A 17,477-nucleotide genomic window follows, 5' to 3' on the forward strand; every position below is an offset into this window, starting at 1 on the left:
GGCCCGACTTAGGGAAGCCGTGCGGCAAGGTCGAACGACAGCAGCAGGGCGTCCGCCCGCGAACCGTCGGCGCGGGCATAGTAACGCGGCCGCCGCCCGGCCTCGACGAAGCCCGCGCGGGCGTAGAGGGCGCGCGCCGCGTCATTGTCCTCGGCCACTTCGAGGAACAACCGCCTCGCCCCGCGCGCCGCCGCCTCGGCCGCGCCCCGGCCGACCAGCCCGGCGCCGACGCCGCGCCGCCGGGCGGAGGGCCGAACGGCCAGGGTCAGGATCTCGGCCTCGTCGGCGACCGTCCGCATCAGGATGAAACCGTCCGGCGTCTCGGCCAGATGCACCCCGGCCTGGCCCAGCAGGCTGTCGAAGGCCGCCGCGTCCCAGGGCGCGTCGAAGGCCCCGGCGTGCAGCGCGGCCAGGCGGGCGGCGACCTCGCTCACGACGGCCGCGCGGGGCGGGCCTGACCCGGCAGGCGGCTGGGCGGCGTCGCGTCGGGCGCGCGCAGATACAGCGGCCGGGGCGGCGACGTCGCCGGATCCGCCGCCGCCGCCAGCCGGGCGAGGGCGTCGGGCGCCGGTCCCGCCAGCGGGGTCTGGATCAGCGTGGGGAAGGCCTCCGCGAACAGGACTGCGCCCGATCCGATCAGCCGGGCGCCGGGCGCCAGACGGCCGATCCGCTCCGACGCCGCCTCCAGCGAAAGGGCCTCGGCCGGCCCGTCGGCCCCGAACCGCGTATAGACCTGGCCCCGCCGCGCGTCGATCAGGGCCGCCGCCGGTCCGGACGGAGCGGACGCCGCCAGGGCCTCCAGGCTCGACAGCCCGACCACGGACCGGCCCAGCGCCGCCCCCAGGCCTTGGGCGAAGGCGAGGCCGACGCGCAGACCCGTGAACGAGCCCGGCCCCACGGTCACCCCGATGCGGTCGAGGGCGTCGAACGCCAGCCCGGCCTGCGCCATGGCGTCGCGCGCGAACCCCGCCAGCCGTTCGGAATGCCCCTTGGCCATCGGCTCGGACCGCAGGCCGAGCGGGCGCACATCGTCGCCCTCGACCTCGAACACGCCCGCGGTGCACAGGCCCAGGGCCGTATCGACGACCAGCACCTTCATGCCGGCGCCCCCGGGGACGCGCTCAGGGCTCCCGCGCCAGCGCCTGGACGATGCGCGCCACGGCCTTGCGAACGTCGCGATCCCCGATCATCGGAAAGCCGGTCGCCACGGCTCGCCCGTCCGCCGTCGCCGTGATGAAGCGCAGCGCCGCCCAGCCGTCGTCGGCCGCGCCCTGGGCGGTCTCGACCGGCGGAAAGAAGGCGTCCACCGACGTCCCCAGCACCGTGGCGGCGCGGTGCAGGCGCGAGGCGGAGATGCGGTTCTGACCCGTCTCGTATTTCTGCACCTGCTGGAAACTGATCCCCAGTTGTTGGGCCAGGGCGCTCTGAGACAGGCCCAGGGCCGAGCGGCGCAGGCTGATGCGCGCGCCGACATAGGCGTCCACGTCGTTCCGTCCGCCGATCCTCGCCATGGCCGCTCGCCTCCCGTTCTGCACGGAAAGGTTTCATGGAAACGAAACTGGCGCAACCAAAAAGTTTCATTCACCGCTCCAGCCGCGCGACGACGGCGGAGACCGCCCGGGTGTCCGCGCGCGCGATCCGTTCCTCCGCCCCCAACCCCCCGGGGCCGCCGCGCACGATCAGGATCTCGGCGTCGGCCCGGTCATACAGCCGGACCCGCGTCTCGCCGTCCGCCATCTCGATGACGCAACCCTGGTCCCGCCGCGGCCACCGGCCCGGCTCATACTCCAGCACCACGCCCGAGGCGGCCCAGGGAGCCAGATCGTCATTGGACAGCTGCACCCTGCGGACCGGGAGCGGGGGCGAGGGCGCGGCGGTGAAGGCCCGGCCCCTGTTCGCCACGCCGGGCTCGGCCGAAGGCCGGTCCGGTTTTTCAGGCGCGGGCCTGTCCTGCACCAGGGCCAGGGCCTCGACCGTGGCCCCGAGGGCGTTCGTCAGGCGGCGCTGGACGTCGGGCCGGAACAGGCCCGGGCGTTTGCCCGCCTCGTACAGGCCCCAGCCCTGGCTGGTCATGCCGGCGCGGCGCCCCGCCTCGGCCTGGCTCAGGCCGGCCTCGCGGCGCAGCGCCGCCAGGGCGTCGCCGAGACGCCGGGCGTCGTCATCGCTTTTGAACCGGGGCATGGGGGAATGATGGCGCCGTCTTGGTGCGGAAGCGAGGACGGATTCGTTTCAGGCCGCGCTCAGGCAGCGAGCGACCGCGCCGCGAGCGTCAGCGCCCCAATAGGTCAGATCACCTGTTCGACGCGCGTCACTTCCGGGATGTAGTGTTTCATCATCTGCTCGACCCCGGTCTTCAGCGTCGCCGACGACGACGGACAGCCGGCGCAGGCGCCGCGCATGCGCAGCGTCAGGACGCCGGTCTCCTCGTCGAAGGCGTCGAACAGGATGTCGCCCCCGTCCTGGGCCACCGCCGGACGGACCCGGCTGTCGAGCAGCTGCTTGATCTCGGCCACAACCTCGGAGTCCTCCCCGGACGGGCCTTCCACGCCGCCGACGGCCCGCAGCAGCGGCGCGCCCGAGACGAAATGGTCCATGATGGCCGCCAGGATCGGGGCCTTCATCGTCGTCCACCCGGGCCCCTGGGCGTCCCGCGTCACCGAGACATAGTCGTAGCCGAAGAAGACGCCGGTCACGCCCTCGAGCCCGAACAGGGCCTCGGCCAGCGGCGATGCGGCCGCCTCTTCCGCGTTGACGAAGTCGGTCGGCGAATTCGCGACGTCCCGGCCGGGAAGGAATTTCAGGACGTTCGGATTGGGGGTCGGTTCGGTCTGGATGAACATGGCGCTCAGATGCGCCGTGGAGACGGCCGGTTCAAGACCCGCGCTTCTCTCTCCCCCTTGTGGGGCGGGTGGCTGAGCCGAAGGCGAAGCCGGGTGGGGAGCCGCCGCACGGTCTTGCGCTGACCTGACGCACCCCACCCTGTCGGCGCTGCGCGCCGACATCCTCCCCATGAAGGGGAGGGAGAGGCTGACGACGTCACGCCAGGTCCTCGATGTCCTTCTCGGTCAGTTCGCCCGGCACGATGGTCACCGGCAGCTTGCGGCCCGTGAAGGCGGCGCCCTGTTTGACCACCGCCGAAACCAGCGGCCCGGGCCCGCGCCCGCCGTGGCCGGCGGCCAGGACCAGGATCTTGATCTCGGCGTCCTCGCCGACGACCTTGCGAATGGCGTTCTGGGGCTCGCCCCGCTCGATCAGCAGCACCGGCGTGGCGCCGGAACGCTCCGCCGCCTCGTCGGCCCATTTGTTCAGCAGGGTCTCGGCCTCGAGCCGCGTCTGACGCTCGATCTCCTCGCGCACCCCGGCCCAGTGGGCGTCCGACGCCGCCGCCGGTATCACGCGCAGCAGGGCCACCCGCCCGCCGGTCGAACGCGCCCGCCGCGCGGCATAGCGCAGGGCGGACTCGAACTCCGGGCTGTCGTCGACCACGACCAGAAACTTGCGCGGCATCGGCCCTCTCCCTCAGCCCCGGACGCTACCAGAACCCGGACGCATGCGCGAAGCGCCCGTCAGAAGGCGGAGCCCTTTGACCGCGGCCCGACAAGAAGGCTTCGTCAGCTTGCCGACGACGCTATCTCACGAATGGCGCTGTTGGCGATGGTCAGTTTGGCGAAGGTCCAGCCCGAGCCCGAGGCCTCGATCTCGTCGACCGAGGCGCGCACGCCTTCCACCGTCGCCTGACGCGGCCCGATCCAGGCGTCGACGGCCGCCTCGGCCGCCGCCTCGCTGGCTCCGACCGAGACCTTCGAGGCCTTGGCCACGGCGCGGGTCAGCAGCACCTGCTCGGCCATCAGATCCTCGATCAGGCGGCGAACCGCCAGCCGGTCGAAATGATCCGCCGACGGCACGGCGCCCGCCGCGGCGCGCAGCCGGTCGAAGTCGAAGGCCGCGCCGACCTGGTGGTACAGCATGGCCATGGCCGGCTCGGGCCAGCCGGCCTCGCGCGCCAGATCGCCGATGTCGGCGGTGGCCACCAGCGGCCGCAGCATGGCGAAGTCGCGCGCCATGGCCTCGGACGCGCCCAGGCCTATGAAGGTCTGGACCCGGCTTTCCAGCCCGGCCTGTTCGAAGCGCGACAGCACCGCGCCGCCGGCGGCGCGCAGGGCGTCCGCCGCCGGGCGATAGGCCTCGATCAGCTGGTCGACGGTGCAGCCCTTGCGCATCGCCCGGCGGGCCAGCCAGAAGGTCTGGCGGCGCAGCACGGTCGCGATCTCGCGGTACAGCACCGTCTGGGCCTCGGCGGGGATTTTCAGATCCAGGGCCGACACCGCGTCCCAGGCCTCGTCGAGGCGGAAGATCTGACGCGCGGCCTCGAAGGCGACGACCATGGCGCCCGTGTCGCACCGCGCCGACTGGCGCAGCCGCTCGGGGAAGGTCGGGCCCGCCATGTTGACGATCTCGTTCGACAATATGGTCGAGACGATTTCGCGGCGCAGCCGGTGCCGCTGCATGTCGGCCTCGTATCTGGCCAGCGGCGCCGGGAAATAGCGGACCAGGGTCCGTTTGAAGAAGGCGTCGTCCGGCGCCGTCGAACCGACGATGTCGTCGAACAGCTCCAGCTTGGAATAGGCCGTCAGCACGGCCAGCTCGGGCCGGGTCAGCGCCTGGCCCGCGGCCTTCATCTCGGCCAGTTTCGCGTCGTCGGGCAGGCCCTCGACCTTGCGGTCCAGCTTACCCTTGGACCCCAGCCACTGCATGAAACGCTGCTGGGAATCGAGGGCGGCGGGCCCTTCCGCCTCCTGCAGCGAGACGGCCAGGGTCTGGTCGTAGTTGTGCACCAGCACCTTCAGCCCGACCTCGTCGGTCATCGAGGCCAGCAGGGCGTCGCGCTCGCCGGCCTTCAGCGCGCCCGAGGCGATGGCCGCCCCGGTCAGGATCTTGATGTTGACCTCGTGGTCGGAGGAATCCACGCCCGCCGAATTGTCGATGGCGTCGGTGTTGATCCGCCCGCCGCTTCTCGCAAAGGCGATGCGGCCGGCCTGGGTCAGGCCCAGATTGGCGCCTTCGCCGATCACCTTTGCGCGCACCTCCGCGCCGTCGATGCGGATGGCGTCATTGGCCTTGTCGCCGACCTGGGCGTCGCTCTCGTGCGGCGCCTTCACATAGGTGCCGATGCCGCCGAAATAGAGCAGCTCCGCCGGGGCCTTGAGGATGGCCTTCATCAGGGCGGCCGGGTCCAGCACATCGTCCTGGATATCCAGCGCCGCCTTGATCTCGGGGCTCAGTTCAATCGACTTGGCCGAGCGCGGGAAGACCCCGCCGCCCTTCGAGATCTTCTTCTTGTCGTAGTCCTGCCAGGACGAGCGCGGGACCTTGAACATCCGGTCCCGTTCGATCCAGCTCGACGCCGGATCCGGGTTCGGATCGATGAAGATGTCGCGGTGATCGAAGGCGGCGACCAGCCTGATGGCCTTCGACAGCAGCATGCCGTTGCCGAACACGTCGCCGCTCATGTCGCCGACGCCGACGACGGTGAAGGGCTCCGTCTGGATGTCCTTGCCCATCTCGCGGAAGTGGCGCTTGACCGCCTCCCACGCGCCGCGGGCCGTGATGCCCATGACCTTGTGGTCGTAGCCCACGGACCCGCCCGAGGCGAAGGCGTCGTCCAGCCAGAAGCCGTAGTCGCGGGATATGCCGTTGGCGATGTCCGAGAAGGTCGCCGTGCCCTTGTCGGCGGCCACCACCAGATAGGGGTCGTCGCCCTCGAACCGGACGACCTGCTGCGGCGCAACCACCGCGCCGGACCGGTCGATGTTGTCGGTGATGTCGAGCAGGCCCGAGAGGAAGGTCTTGTAGGCGCGGATGGCCTCGGCCTGCTGGGCGTCGCGGTCGCCCCCGGCGCGCACGATGGCCGCCAGATGTTTGGGGAAGAAGCCGCCCTTTGAGCCGACCGGCACGATGACCGCGTTCTTGACTTGCTGCGCCTTGACCAGGCCCAGCACCTCGGTGCGGAAGTCGTCGCGGCGGTCGGACCAGCGCAGGCCGCCCCGCGCCACGGGTCCGAAGCGCAGGTGCACGCCCTCGACATGCGGCGCCCAGACGAAGATTTCGCGGAAGGGTTTGGGCAGGGGCAGGTCGGCCAGTTCGCGCGAGGCGATCTTGATCGAGATATGCGGCTTCGGGCGGCCGTCCGGGCCGGTCTGATAGTAGTTGGTCCGCTTGATCGCCTCGACCAGCAGGGCCAGGCGCCGCAGGGCGCGGTCGTGGTCCAGGCTCTTCACGTCCTGCAGCAGGGCGTTGATCTGTTCGACCCCCTTTGCGACCCCGGCCTCACGGCTGGCGGCGTCGCCGCCCTTCGCCGGGTCGAACTTCGCCTCGAACAGCGCGAGAATGGCCCGCGCCACGGCCGGATAGTCGCGCAGCGCCTCTTCCTGCACCGCCTGCGAGGGGTCGAGCCCGGTCTGTTGACGATAGCGGGCGAGGGTGCGCACCAGCGCCGCCTCGCGCCAGTCGACTCCCAGCTCCAGCACCAGACGGTTGAAGCCGTCGCTCTCGGTCAGGCCGGTCCAGACGGCGGAGAAGGCGGCCTCGAACGGGCCCTTCACATCCTCGAACTTCAGATCGCCGCCGCGCGGGTCCTCCAGCAGGAATTCGTGCACATGGATATCGGCGTCGCCCGACGGATGCAGGGCGTGGCCCCACTCTTCCAGCGTCTTCAGGCCCATGTCGGCCAGGATCGGCAGCACGTCCGACAACGGCACCGCCGAGCCGCGGCGATAGAGCTTGAAGCGGAAATTCAGCGGGCCGTCCGCCGGCGTGCGGAAGGCGCGCACGGACACGGGATCGCCCGAGCCGATCTGTCCCGACCGGTTCAGTCCGTCGACCGCCTGAAGATCGCGCACGGCTTCATCGGCGTCATAGCGGTCGCGATAGCCGGCGCCGAAGGCTTCGGCCCAGCGCGCGCTCAGGGGGCCGACGGCGACGTCGTCGACATCGGCCTGGCGCAGGGCGCTCTCGAAACGGTCGACCCAGCTGCGGCCGGCCTCGGCCACCCGGGCGTCCAGTTCGGCTTGATCCGGGCACGGATGGTCGCCGGGCGTGACCCCGATTATATAGTGAATCCGGACCAGCGGCTGATCCGACAGCTGCGGATACCAGGCCGACAAGCGGCCGCCCCAGGCGTCCGCGAGGATCTTGCCGATCCGTTCACGGACCGAAGCATCGAAACGTTCGCGCGGGATGAAGGCCAGGATGGAGACGAAGCGGTCGAACGGGTCCTTGCGGGTGAAGGTCTTGATCCGCGGCCGGTCGTGCAGGTGCAATATGCCCAGCGCGATCTCCAGCAGTTCGTTTTCGGTGACCTGGAAGAGTTCGTCGCGGGGATAGTTCTCGAGGATGTTCCGGAGCCGCTTCTCGCTATGGCTGCCCGGCGTCTTGTCCGCCCGCTTCAGGGCGTTGGCGACCTTGCGGCGGACCAGCGGCACCTGGGTCGCGGTCTTGTCATAGGCTTCGGCGGTGAACAGGCCGACGAAGCGGGTCTCGCCCGACGGCCGCCCGTCCGGCCCGAACCGCTTGACCCCGATATAGTCCATATAGGCCCGCCGATGCACCCGCGACCGGACGTTGGCCTTGGCCACGGTGACCGGCTCGGACAGGTCCAGCTGCTTCTTCATCGATTTCGTCAGCACCGCCGGCTCGTTGGCGCGGCGCAGCACCGTCCGGGCGGGATCGGCCAGCACGCCCAGGCCGGCGCCCGATTGCGACAGCGGCGCCTCGGCCTCATAGCCGCCGTCCTTGTTGCGCGGATAGTCGTAGTCGCGCGCGCCGAGGAAGACGAAATGGTCGGCCTGCAGCCACTGCAGGAACAACAGGTGTTCGGCCAGGACCTCGGCGTCCACGCCGGGGGGCGAGGTTTCCAGATGGGCGATCGAGCGCGCCATCAGGGCGTTCATCGCCGCATGGTCGGCCACGGCGCTGCGCACGTCGCCCATGGTCGTGGCGAGACCTTCGCCGAGGGCGTCGCGCCGCTCCTGGGGCAGGGGATCGATGACCACGACGATCAGCGAGACCCGCCCGCCGTCGCGCTCGACGATCGGATGGTACATCGACCGCACGGTGACCCCGGCGTCCGCCAGTTCGCCCATGACGCTGTCGACGAGGAAGGGCCGGTCCTCCTGGACGATGACCAGGCTGTCATAGCCGGTCGGCCGGCCGTCGGCGCCCGTGAGCGGCCCGAGCGTTATGCGCGCGGTGTCCCCCGCCTTGCGACCGTCCGCCGAGCGCCAGACCGAGGCCAGCAGGGCCGCCAGATCGGCGCCGCCCAGTTCGGGCGCCTCGTCGGCGGCGTAGTCGTCCCACGCCTGCAGCAGATAGGATCTGGCCTCCGGGCCCGGGGCCCCGCCGAGGGCGCTCGCAAAGCCGGCCTCCAGGTCCTCCAGGGTGATCGCCTGAGGGAGCTTGGCAGCCAGTTCGCCGGACATGGGCAGGTCTCTTGCAGGCGCGGCCTCTGCATCGGCCGCCGGAGGGAACGCCAGACTAGGCCGCTTCGCCGCAGGGGCAAGCGCGCTGTCCGACGGCCGCCTGACTAGGCCAGCCGGCGCGTCTCGGGAACCCCCAAAAACAACGACGCCGGCCCCGTTTCCGGAGCCGGCGTCGCCGACCGTCGATCCCTGGAAGGACCTAGAAGCGGACGTTCATGCCGACGCGGAGCGCGTGCAGCTCAAGGCCGTCGTTGCTGCGCGTGATGTCCGTCCCGACCGTATTGGGCGCCAGGATGAAGGGATTGGTGGCCGGAGCCGTCCCCGGTCCGGCGCGGACGACATAGTCGCCGGGCTGCAGGTTGGAATAGAGGTACTCGCCCGTCAGCGACAGGTTCGGGGCCAGTTTCCACTCGACGCCGCCGCCCAGCTGATAGCCGTCGGCGTCGTTCTCGTTGACCGTCTCGGTGAAGCTGTTGGCCGTGTTGGTGGTGCGGAAGCTGTTCTCCACCTTCGCCTTGGCCGCGCCGGCGGTCGCATAGAACAGCGCCGGGCCGACCGGGAAGCCGATGCGGGCCCGCAGGGCGGCCATCTGCTCCACCTGGCGGGTGAAGACATAGGCGGCCGGGGTGCTGCTGAACGAGGTGACCGAGTCCTCCAGGTCGACAGCGCTCAGCTCGCCGACGAGGCCGACGACGATCGGGCCGAACTGCATGTCGTAGCCGGCGCGGATCGAACCTTCGACGCCGGTCGGATCGATGTCGCAGCCGTTGCCGACGGCCTGGGCCGTGGCGGCGCCGTCGCAGGAGCCGGGGGTGAAGGCGTTGGTGGTCGTGCCGTTCAGGACGACGGTGTCGTCGAACTGGCCGTCGAGGTCGCGGTCGAACACCAGGCCCTCGCCGGCGTCCTCGTTGTTCTCGGCCACGCCGCCGTAGACGCCGATGTAGGGGCCGCTCCAGTCGGGGGCGGACTGGGCCAGGGCGGGCGCCGCGACGCCGGCCAGCAGAACCGCCAGGGACGCGGCGGAGAGAGTCTTGTACATGAGGAGGTATCCTTCGAGCTGTTCGCGGACCGTCCGCGCTTCGCCCTTCCGCCGCCGCTAACGGGGCGCTCGCGGCGCCGTTCCCCCGCCTTCGCGGTTGCAGCATCGAACCGGCCGGCCTGTTGCTCAGATGTCGCGGCGGGGATCCCGGAAAAGACAAGGCCGCCGAACTTGCGTCCGGCGGCCTGCTTGGGATCGGCGCCCGGGAGGGGGAGGGTTGGCGCCGATCTGTCCACCGCGGCTTGGGGGGAGGGGAGGGGCCGCGGCGACAGGGATGAGATAGGCGCCGGTTGTGACCAATCAAGGGCGGTGAAACGCCCTCAATCGGCCGCGCCCTGCGGCGGGTTGACGCGGTTCGGCCGGTTCCGCACGGGCCGCGGTTCGTCGTCGTCGGCATACGGTTCGCCATCGCCCGACATCAGGATGGCCATCCAGCGCGAGCCCTTGAACTCGGCCAGGATGGCCATGGCCATGACCGCCAGCGGCGTCGACAGGAACATGCCGACCACGCCCCACAGCTGCCCCCACAGGGCCAGCGACAACAGCACCACCACGGGATCGATGTTCTGGTTGTCGCCCTGCATGCGCGGCTGGATCATGTTGCCGCTGATGAACAGTATGGCCTGAAGCCCGACCAGCAGAACCGCCGCGGGCCAGTAGCTCTCGAACTGCACCAGGGCGAACAGCGGCGGAGCCAGACCCGCGACCGCCCCGCCCAGCACCGGGATGAAGCCGACGATGAAGATGACGAAGGTCCAGAACTCGGCGTTCTGCAGGCCCACCGCCCGCATCAGCAGCCAGGCGGCGGCGCAGATCATGGCCCCGGTCACGGTCTGGACCCACAGATAGCCCTCGACCCCGCCGCGCACCCTCTGGAACACTTCCAGCGCCTCGGACCGGGACTCGCGCCCGGGGAACAGGCCGACCAGCTTGCGCCGGAACCCGGACTGCGACGCCAGCAGGAAGGCCAGATAGACCATGACGAAGAACGAGCCGGACAGGACGCCCTGGGCCTGTTTGGCCGCGCCGGCCAGATAGCCACGCACGTCCAGCTGGCTCAGCAGATCGGCCGCCGTCGGCGCCGCCGTGACTCCGAACAGCCGCCCGCCGTCGATCAGGATCTGGTCGATCCGGGGCCCGATCCGGCTGGTGATGCCGGTCGCCTCGTCGAAGAAGCCCGTCGCGCCGTTCACGATGATGGCGATCGAGGCGAAGAAGCCCAGCACGACGACCAGAAGGGCCGCTGCCCCGGCCCAGCGGCCGGGAACGGGGGTGCGGTCCTCGATCGTCCGCTTCACGCCGTCGATCATGATCATCAGGAAGACGGCCATGGCCAGCGGCGTCAGTATGCCCCGCAGCCAGTAGAGCGCCGCCCCGCCCGCCACCACGGCGATCAGCACCAGCGCATTGCGCGCGACGGACGAGCTCGGCATGACGATCGGGGGTTTCATGCCCGCATCGTCGGCGGCGTCGCCCGTCCGGTCAATCTTCATCGACAAGGCGCTTGAAGCCCGCGGCCCGCCGCGACAGGGTGGCGGCTCATTCTGGAGTCCCCCATGACCGACGCCCCCGGCATTTTTCTCGGCCAATCCATGGACGGGGGGACGGCGAGCGGCGCCGGCCTGCCCGAGATCCTGCTGCTGGGCCGCGCCAACCGCCACGGCGTGGTCGCGGGCGCCACCGGCACCGGCAAGACGGTCACCCTGCAGATCATGGCCCAGGGTTTCTCGGACGCCGGCGTCCCCGTCTTCTGCGCCGATGTGAAGGGCGACCTGTCGGGAATCTGCGTCCCGGGCTCGCCGAACGAAAAACTGCTGGCGCGCGCCGCGTCAATGGGGCTGACGCTCCAGCCGAAGGCCGCGCCGGTCGTCTTCTGGGACCTCTACGGCCTCAAGGGCCACCCCATCCGCACCACCGTCAGCGAGATCGGTCCCCTGCTTCTGGCCCGGATGCTGAACCTCAACGAGGTGCAGGAAGGGGTGCTGTCGGTCCTCTTCCACGTCGCGGACACGGAAGGCCTGCTGCTGCTCGACCTCGACGACCTGCGCGCCATGCTGGCCTATGTCGGCGAGAATTCGGAGCGCATCGGCCGCGAGGTCGGCAATGTCGCCCCGGCCTCCATCGCCTCCATCCAGCGCGCCATCCTTCAGCTCGAGCAACAGGGCGGCAAGGCCTTCTTCGGCGAGCCGGCCCTGAAGCTTGAGGACATGATGCGCACCGGCCTCGACGGCCGCGGCCAGGTCAATGTGCTGGACGCCACGAAACTGATGGCCAGCCCGCGCCTCTACGCCGCCTTCCTGCTSTGGCTGCTGTCGGARCTGTTCGAACAGCTGCCCGAGGTCGGCGACCCCGASAAGCCGCGSCTCGTCTTCTTCTTCGACGAGGCCCAYCTGCTGTTCAACGACACGCCCGACGCCCTGCGCGAAAAGGTCGARCAGGTCGTGCGMCTGATCCGCTCCAAGGGCGTCGGCGTCTATTTCGTCACCCAGAACCCGGCCGACATTCCCGACAGCGTCCTGGCCCAGCTCGGCAACCGCATCCAGCATGCGCTSCGCGCCTACACCCCGGCCGAACAGCGCGGCCTCAAGGCGGCGTCGGACAGCTTCCGCGTCAATCCGGCCTTCGACACGGCCGAGGCCATCCAGGGGCTGGGCGTCGGCGAGGCCCTGGTCTCGACCCTGGATGAAAAGGGCGCCCCCCACGTCGTCGCCCGTACCATGATCCGCCCGCCCGACAGCCGGCTGGGCCCCGCCACCGACGCCGAACGCGCCGCCGTCATGGCCGCCAGTCCGGTGCGCGGCCTGTATGACGCCATGGTCGACCGCGAATCCGCCGAGGAGATCCTCTCGGTCCGTCGCGGCGAACAGGATCAGGCCGTCGCCGACGCGAAACTGGCCGAGGCCCGGGCGAAGGCCGAGGCGGCCGCCGCGAAGGAGGCCGAAAAGGCCGCCGTCGCCCGCGACAAGGTCCAGGCCCGCGAACAGGCCCGCTACGACCGCGAGGCCGCCCGCCCCCGCGCCGCGCCCCGCCGCTCGACCCGCGAGACGCCGATCGAGGCGGCGACCAAGTCTGTGTTGAGGACGGCGGGCTCGACCCTGACGCGGGAACTGCTGCGCGGCCTGCTGGGCGGGCTGAAGCGGCGGTGATCCGCTACCCCTCTCCCGATGGGAGAGGGCTTGGGCGCCCGGGAGCGAAGCGATCGGTTGCGCGAAAGGGCGAGGGTCGCCTGTGGAGGGCGGCTCGCCGCTTCCGCCGGCCAACCCTCATCCGGCCCTCCGGGCCCCCGTCTCCCAACGGGAGAAGGATCAGGTGGGACGAACCTATAGTCGGGTTGGCGGGAAAATATCCCGCCCGATCAATCGCTTCCGCTTTTCTCAAACTCTATTGTCAGCACCSCMTCCCGGCGGGCCCATAATATCTGCATCCCGTCGCGGGGGAGGGCGTCTGGCGCCAGGGCCATCAACGTGCGGCGGGGTGCGAACGAGCGGGAAACGTCCGTCGTCCCGGAATCGTCGCCCGGACCCTTGCGCGGCTTGAACCCTGCGGCTTGTGGAATAATCGGGGGCGTGGGGTCGGCGGACTGCCCGGGGGGTCGAAACCCCGGGGCCCGGGAGGCCTGGACGCCTTCCGCCCGTCGCGAGCGTATGACGGACAGGGATGAAAGCGGCGAAAAGGTCGGGGTGGGAAAACACCACAAGCCCCGCAGGCCGCCATGATGAAGCCCGCCCCCGTCGGCTTGCGTGAACCGGTCGCGCGGAGCGAAGGCGGCGACGCCGAAAACACAGTCCGGTCCCCGTAACGCGAAAGCAGGGGGCCACATATCGGTTCCGGGCTAGCCGCCCGCGCTCCGCGACCTCCCCAACCGTTTCTCCGGAAGCGGCGAAGACGCACGCCTGCGTCACAGAACCATGATGACCGCAACGCCCGCCCCCGTCATAAGCGTCGCCACACTCCGGAGTCTCCATGCGCCCCCATCGTCGTGATCTGATCGCCGGCTCTGCCGCGGCCTTCGCCTTCGCCGGCCTGGCCCGCAGCGTCGAGGCCCAGGCCGCCGCGACGGAAGAGACCTATATCAACGAGGTCATCGGCTACGGCCCGCTGATCCGCGACCCCAACCGCCTGCTCGACCTCCCGGAAGGCTTCTCCTACCAGGTCATTTCCCAGGCCGGCGACACCATGGACGACGGCCTGTTCGTCCCCGGCCAGTTCGACGGCATGGGCTGCTTCCCCCTCGACGGGCCGCGCATCGCCCTCGTCCGCAACCATGAACTGGGCAGTTCCAGCGGCCTCCACCGCAACCTCGGCCCCGGCGGTTTCCATCAGGAACGCCTGGGCCTGCTGGACCCCGCCCGGGGCTATGACACGTACAAGGACGGCCGTCCCCTGCCCGGCGGCACGACCACCCTGATCTATGACCTCGAGACCCGGCGCACGGTGCGCCAGTTCCTCTCGCTCTCGGGCACCAGCACCAACTGCTGCGGCGGCCAGACGCCCTGGGGCAGCTGGCTGACCTGCGAGGAGACCGAGGCCACGCCCGCCGACGCCGATGTCGCCAGGGCGCACGGCTATGTCTTCGAGGTGCCCGCCGACGGAACCGGCCTCGCCGACCCCGTGCCGCTCAGGGCCATGGGCCGTTTCGACCACGAGGCGGTCTGCATCGATCCCCGCACCGGGATCGTCTATCTGACCGAGGACAAGGTCGACGGCCTGTTCTACCGCTTCATCCCGAAGACCCCGGGCAAGCTGATCGAGGGCGGCCGCCTTCAGGCCATGGCCTTCCGCGACGCCCGCGGATCGGACTCCTCCAACCACGAGACCCGCATCTGGTCCGTCGGCGACTGGCGCGAGGTCGTCTGGATCGATCTCGAGGACGTCGAAAGCCCCGCCAACGACCTGCGCCGGCGCGGCCACGCGGCCGGCGCCACCCTGGTGTCGCGCGGCGAAGGCGTATTCTGGGGCGACGACGAACTGTATCTGACCGCCACCTCGGGCGGCCCGATCAAGCGCGGCCAGATCCTGCGCTATGTCCCCTCGCGCTTCGAGGGTTCGGTCGGCGAGCGGCTGCGCCCGGGCCGGATCCAGCTGTTCGTCGAAAGCGCCGACGAGAAGACCATCAACATGGGCGACAACCTCTGCGTCGCGCCGTGGGGCCATCTGGTCGTCTGCGAGGACAACTATTCGGACGAGATCCGCAACCACGTGAAGGGCGTCACTCCCGACGGCAAGCTCTACACGATCGCCCGCAACGTCTTCACCGGCAATTCCGAGTTCGCCGGCGCCGTGTTCTCGCCGGACGGTCAGGTGCTGTTCGTCAACATCCAGTACCCGGGCATCACCTTCGCGATCAGAGGCCCCTGGACCTCGGTCCGGACGTAAACAGCCGCGCCTGCGATCTGCGGACCAGCCACAGGTTCACCGTCGCCGCCGTCAGCACCAGCGCCGCCCCCGCCTGGTGCAGCGCGCCCAGCCACAGCGGCGTGGCGTGGACCAGCGTGACCACGCCCAGCAGCGCCTGCAGCCACAGCACGGCCGCTGTCACGAAGGCCGAAACGCCCAGCCCCTCGGCCAGCCGCCAGCGCCACGCCTGCACCGCATAGACCGTGCCTCCCAGCAGCAACGCATAGGCCCAGACCCGGTGATTGAACTGAACCAGCGCCTGGTCGTGCAGGACCGCCAGCGCGCCCCTGCCCCAGTCCACCGGCGGCAGCACCGCCCCGTTCATCATCGGCCAGTCGGTGTAGACGAACCCCGCCTTGGCCCCCGCCACCAGCCCGCCCAGCAGGCACTGCACGAAGACCGCGCCCAGCAGGATCGCCGCGCCCCGGCTCCACCCTTGGGGCGCGCGCGAATGCGACTCGCCGTTCCAGGCCTCCAGCCCCGTCCAGATCAGGCCCATGAAGATCAGCAGCGCCAGCCCCAGGTGCGTCGCCAGCCGCTCGGGCGCCACATCGACCCGTTCCGACAGGCCGCTGGACACCATCCACCAGCCGATGAACCCCTGCAGCCCGCCCAGCGCCAGCAGCACGGCGCAGCGCCCGATCAGCCGGCGCGGAAGCTTGCGCAGCAGCAGAAACACGACGAACGGCAGGAAGAAGACGGCCCCGATCAGCCGCCCCAGCAACCGATGCGCCCACTCCCACCAGAAGATCCCCTGGAACTCGCCCATGCTCATGCCGGCGTTGACCTGGGCGTATTGCGGGATGGCGCGATATTTCTCGAAGGCCGCGTTCCAGTCCGCCGCGTTCATCGGCGGTAGCGCCCCCATGATCGGCTTCCACTCGGTGATCGACAGGCCCGAGCCGGTCAGGCGGGTCACGCCGCCGACCACCACCATGGCGAACACCAGCACGGCGCAGATGAACAGCCAGATGGCGACGGCCCGGCTCTGATCGCCCCCGATGAAACGCTTCATTCGACGCCCGCCGTCCCGACCGTTACAGTGCCGGCGCGTCACTGGTCCGACGCCGGATTGAGCGGTATGCCCGCCCGGCGCGGCGAGATCGAGTCGCTTTTCGGCGTCGCATCGCCGCAAGTCAGGAGAGGCCGTTGCAGTACGCCGACATCGCCATCGCCGTTGTGGGCGCCTTCGCCCTGGCCTGGCTGGCCGACCTGGTCACCGGCCGCCGCGGCCTGTTCGCCACCTCGCTGGTCTCCGGCGTCGCCGCCGTCGCCGGCTGGTTCCTGGCCATCCGCGTCTTCGCCATCGGCACCATGGACGAGTGGGACTGGGTCGTCTGGTCCCTTACCGCCTCGGCCCTGGCCCTCGGCGGCTTCTTCCTGTTCCGGAGCAAGCGCTGACCATGAGTCCGCGGACACGCCGCTTCGTCGCCATGCTGGGCGTGGTCGCCTTTCTCGTCGTCTGGATCTGGGGCGCGATCGCGATCCGGGGCCTGCTGCCGCCGTCGCCCCTGATCGACCTGCTGGTCTACGCCGTCGCCGGCATCGGCTGGGGCGTGCCCCTCTACCCGCTGTTCCGCTGGGCCGAAGGCGGTTCCGGAAAGAAGTGACGGCCCAATTGCAAAGGGGCCGTCCTGAGACGACCCCTTCAACCAACCGATTTTCGCAAGGAAAATGGTCGGAGCGACAGGATTCGAACCTGCGACCCCTTGACCCCCAGTCAAGTGCGCTACCAGGCTGCGCCACGCTCCGAGAGGCGCTCCCTATAGACGGGGTTGGCGGCGCCGCAAACCGAAAAAGCAGCCCTCAGGCGCTTCTCGACAGCACCGCTTCCAGCCGGGCCCGCGCGCCCTCCAGTTCGGCCAGCACCTGACGCAGGCGGATGGTCGACGGCGCGCTCGCGACAGGCGCGGAATCCCCGGCCGGCGCGGCGCCCTCGGGCTCGAAGGTCACCGTTCCCTCGGGGTCGCCGTAATGGGCGAGGCGCTTGAGCCCCTGCTCCTTGTGCAGCCGCTGCACGCCCTTGATGGTCAGGCCTTCCTCATGCAGCAGCCGTTTGACGGCCTTGAGCACGACGATGTCCTGCGGGCGATAGAACCGCCGCCCGCCCGCTCGCTTCAGCGGCGTCAGGAACACGAATTTCGTCTCCCAGAAGCGCAGCACATGCTGGGGCGCGCCGACCTCGTCGGAGGCTTCTGAAATCGTCCGGAAGGCGTTCGGGCTCTTGGCCACGGGCGTCAGGCGTTCACGACGGCGTCGTGAACCCGGCCCTTCATGATCTGCGAGGCGCGGAAGCTGATCACGCGGCGCGGATGGATTGCGGCGGGCTGGCCCGTCTTCGGATTGCGCCCCATCCGGGCGCGCTTCTCGCGCACCTGGAAGACACCGAAGCCCGACAGCTTGACGGTTTCGCCGCGTTCGAGCGACTCGATGATCAGCTCGAGCGTGCGCTCGACCAGCGACGAGCATTCCTGTCGGGACAGGCCGACCTCCTCATGCACCGCTTCACACAGGTCCGCGCGTGTCAGGGTCTGGTGTTCGGCCAAGGTCCGCTCCCCTCCAAA

At 70.2% G+C, this 17,477-nt stretch carries 16 protein-coding genes and 1 tRNA gene; 4 read left to right on the forward strand and 13 right to left on the reverse strand.

The window, feature by feature from the left end:
- Positions 1–8: 8 nt before the first annotated feature.
- The 9 genes from ASD25_RS02645 to ASD25_RS02685 form a co-directional block, all read right to left on the reverse strand.
- Positions 9–434: a GNAT family N-acetyltransferase gene (locus tag ASD25_RS02645; protein ID WP_055826442.1), complete on the reverse strand. Its 426-nt coding sequence runs from the start codon at positions 432–434 to the stop codon at positions 9–11.
- Complete coding sequence (gene tsaB / locus ASD25_RS02650) at positions 431–1,099, reverse strand: tRNA (adenosine(37)-N6)-threonylcarbamoyltransferase complex dimerization subunit type 1 TsaB (RefSeq protein ID WP_055826439.1); 669 nt, start codon at positions 1,097–1,099, stop codon at positions 431–433. The genes ASD25_RS02645 and tsaB overlap by 4 nt, the downstream gene beginning before the upstream one ends.
- Positions 1,100–1,121: 22 nt before the next feature.
- Positions 1,122–1,511, reverse strand: a complete 390-nt coding sequence (locus ASD25_RS02655; protein WP_055826436.1) for a helix-turn-helix domain-containing protein — start codon at positions 1,509–1,511, stop codon at positions 1,122–1,124.
- Between the two features lie 70 nt (positions 1,512–1,581).
- Positions 1,582–2,181 carry a helix-turn-helix transcriptional regulator gene (locus tag ASD25_RS02660; RefSeq protein ID WP_055826433.1) on the reverse strand — a complete coding sequence of 200 codons (600 nt, stop codon included), beginning with the start codon at positions 2,179–2,181 and terminating at the stop codon, positions 1,582–1,584.
- 104 nt (positions 2,182–2,285) lie between these two features.
- A complete protein-coding gene (locus ASD25_RS02665) occupies positions 2,286–2,840 on the reverse strand; it encodes a NifU family protein (protein WP_055826430.1) in 555 nt (184 codons plus the stop codon).
- Between the two features lie 196 nt (positions 2,841–3,036).
- Positions 3,037–3,507: a universal stress protein gene (locus tag ASD25_RS02670; protein WP_055826427.1), complete on the reverse strand. Its 471-nt coding sequence runs from the start codon at positions 3,505–3,507 to the stop codon at positions 3,037–3,039.
- A 104-nt stretch (positions 3,508–3,611) separates the two neighbouring features.
- A complete protein-coding gene (locus ASD25_RS02675; protein ID WP_055826424.1) occupies positions 3,612–8,477 on the reverse strand; it encodes an NAD-glutamate dehydrogenase in 4,866 nt (1,621 codons plus the stop codon).
- A 199-nt stretch (positions 8,478–8,676) separates the two neighbouring features.
- Positions 8,677–9,516: an outer membrane protein gene (locus ASD25_RS02680; RefSeq protein WP_055826417.1), complete on the reverse strand. Its 840-nt coding sequence runs from the start codon at positions 9,514–9,516 to the stop codon at positions 8,677–8,679.
- 320 nt (positions 9,517–9,836) lie between these two features.
- Positions 9,837–11,009, reverse strand: a complete 1,173-nt coding sequence (locus tag ASD25_RS02685) for an AI-2E family transporter (RefSeq protein ID WP_327019535.1) — start codon at positions 11,007–11,009, stop codon at positions 9,837–9,839.
- A 63-nt stretch (positions 11,010–11,072) separates the two neighbouring features.
- On the opposite strand from ASD25_RS02685, the gene ASD25_RS02690 reads away from it, so the two are divergent.
- Both ASD25_RS02690 and ASD25_RS02695 read left to right on the forward strand, forming a co-directional pair.
- The gene (locus tag ASD25_RS02690) at positions 11,073–12,662 is read left to right on the forward strand and encodes a helicase HerA-like domain-containing protein (protein ID WP_056614946.1); all 1,590 of its coding nucleotides are present in this window, start codon (positions 11,073–11,075) and stop codon (positions 12,660–12,662) included.
- Between the two features lie 817 nt (positions 12,663–13,479).
- The gene (locus ASD25_RS02695; protein WP_055828949.1) at positions 13,480–14,892 is read left to right on the forward strand and encodes an alkaline phosphatase PhoX; all 1,413 of its coding nucleotides are present in this window, start codon (positions 13,480–13,482) and stop codon (positions 14,890–14,892) included.
- On the opposite strand, the gene ASD25_RS02700 is transcribed toward ASD25_RS02695, so the two are convergent.
- The gene (locus ASD25_RS02700) at positions 14,861–15,928 is read right to left on the reverse strand and encodes a COX15/CtaA family protein (protein ID WP_055828950.1); all 1,068 of its coding nucleotides are present in this window, start codon (positions 15,926–15,928) and stop codon (positions 14,861–14,863) included. The genes ASD25_RS02695 and ASD25_RS02700 overlap by 32 nt on opposite strands.
- A gap of 134 nt (positions 15,929–16,062) precedes the next feature.
- Between ASD25_RS02700 and ASD25_RS02705 the strand changes: the two genes are divergently transcribed.
- Positions 16,063–16,314: a hypothetical protein gene (locus tag ASD25_RS02705; protein ID WP_055828955.1), complete on the forward strand. Its 252-nt coding sequence runs from the start codon at positions 16,063–16,065 to the stop codon at positions 16,312–16,314.
- Between the two features lie 2 nt (positions 16,315–16,316).
- On the forward strand, positions 16,317–16,523 hold the full coding sequence (locus tag ASD25_RS02710; RefSeq protein WP_055828958.1) for a DUF2842 domain-containing protein: 207 nt from the start codon (positions 16,317–16,319) through the stop codon (positions 16,521–16,523).
- Between the two features lie 65 nt (positions 16,524–16,588).
- On the opposite strand, the gene ASD25_RS02715 is transcribed toward ASD25_RS02710, so the two are convergent.
- The 3 genes from ASD25_RS02715 to ASD25_RS02725 all read right to left on the reverse strand — a co-directional run bounded on the left by ASD25_RS02715 (position 16,589) and on the right by ASD25_RS02725 (position 17,459).
- A tRNA-Pro gene (locus ASD25_RS02715) sits at positions 16,589–16,665 on the reverse strand.
- 54 nt (positions 16,666–16,719) lie between these two features.
- Positions 16,720–17,145, reverse strand: a complete 426-nt coding sequence (locus ASD25_RS02720) for a MerR family transcriptional regulator (protein WP_055828960.1) — start codon at positions 17,143–17,145, stop codon at positions 16,720–16,722.
- 5 nt (positions 17,146–17,150) lie between these two features.
- Positions 17,151–17,459, reverse strand: coding sequence for an integration host factor subunit alpha (locus tag ASD25_RS02725; protein ID WP_055828963.1), 309 nt, complete (start codon positions 17,457–17,459; stop codon positions 17,151–17,153).
- Between the last annotated feature and the right edge of the window lie 18 nt (positions 17,460–17,477).

The sequence above is a fragment of the Brevundimonas sp. Root1423 genome, assembly GCF_001426805.1.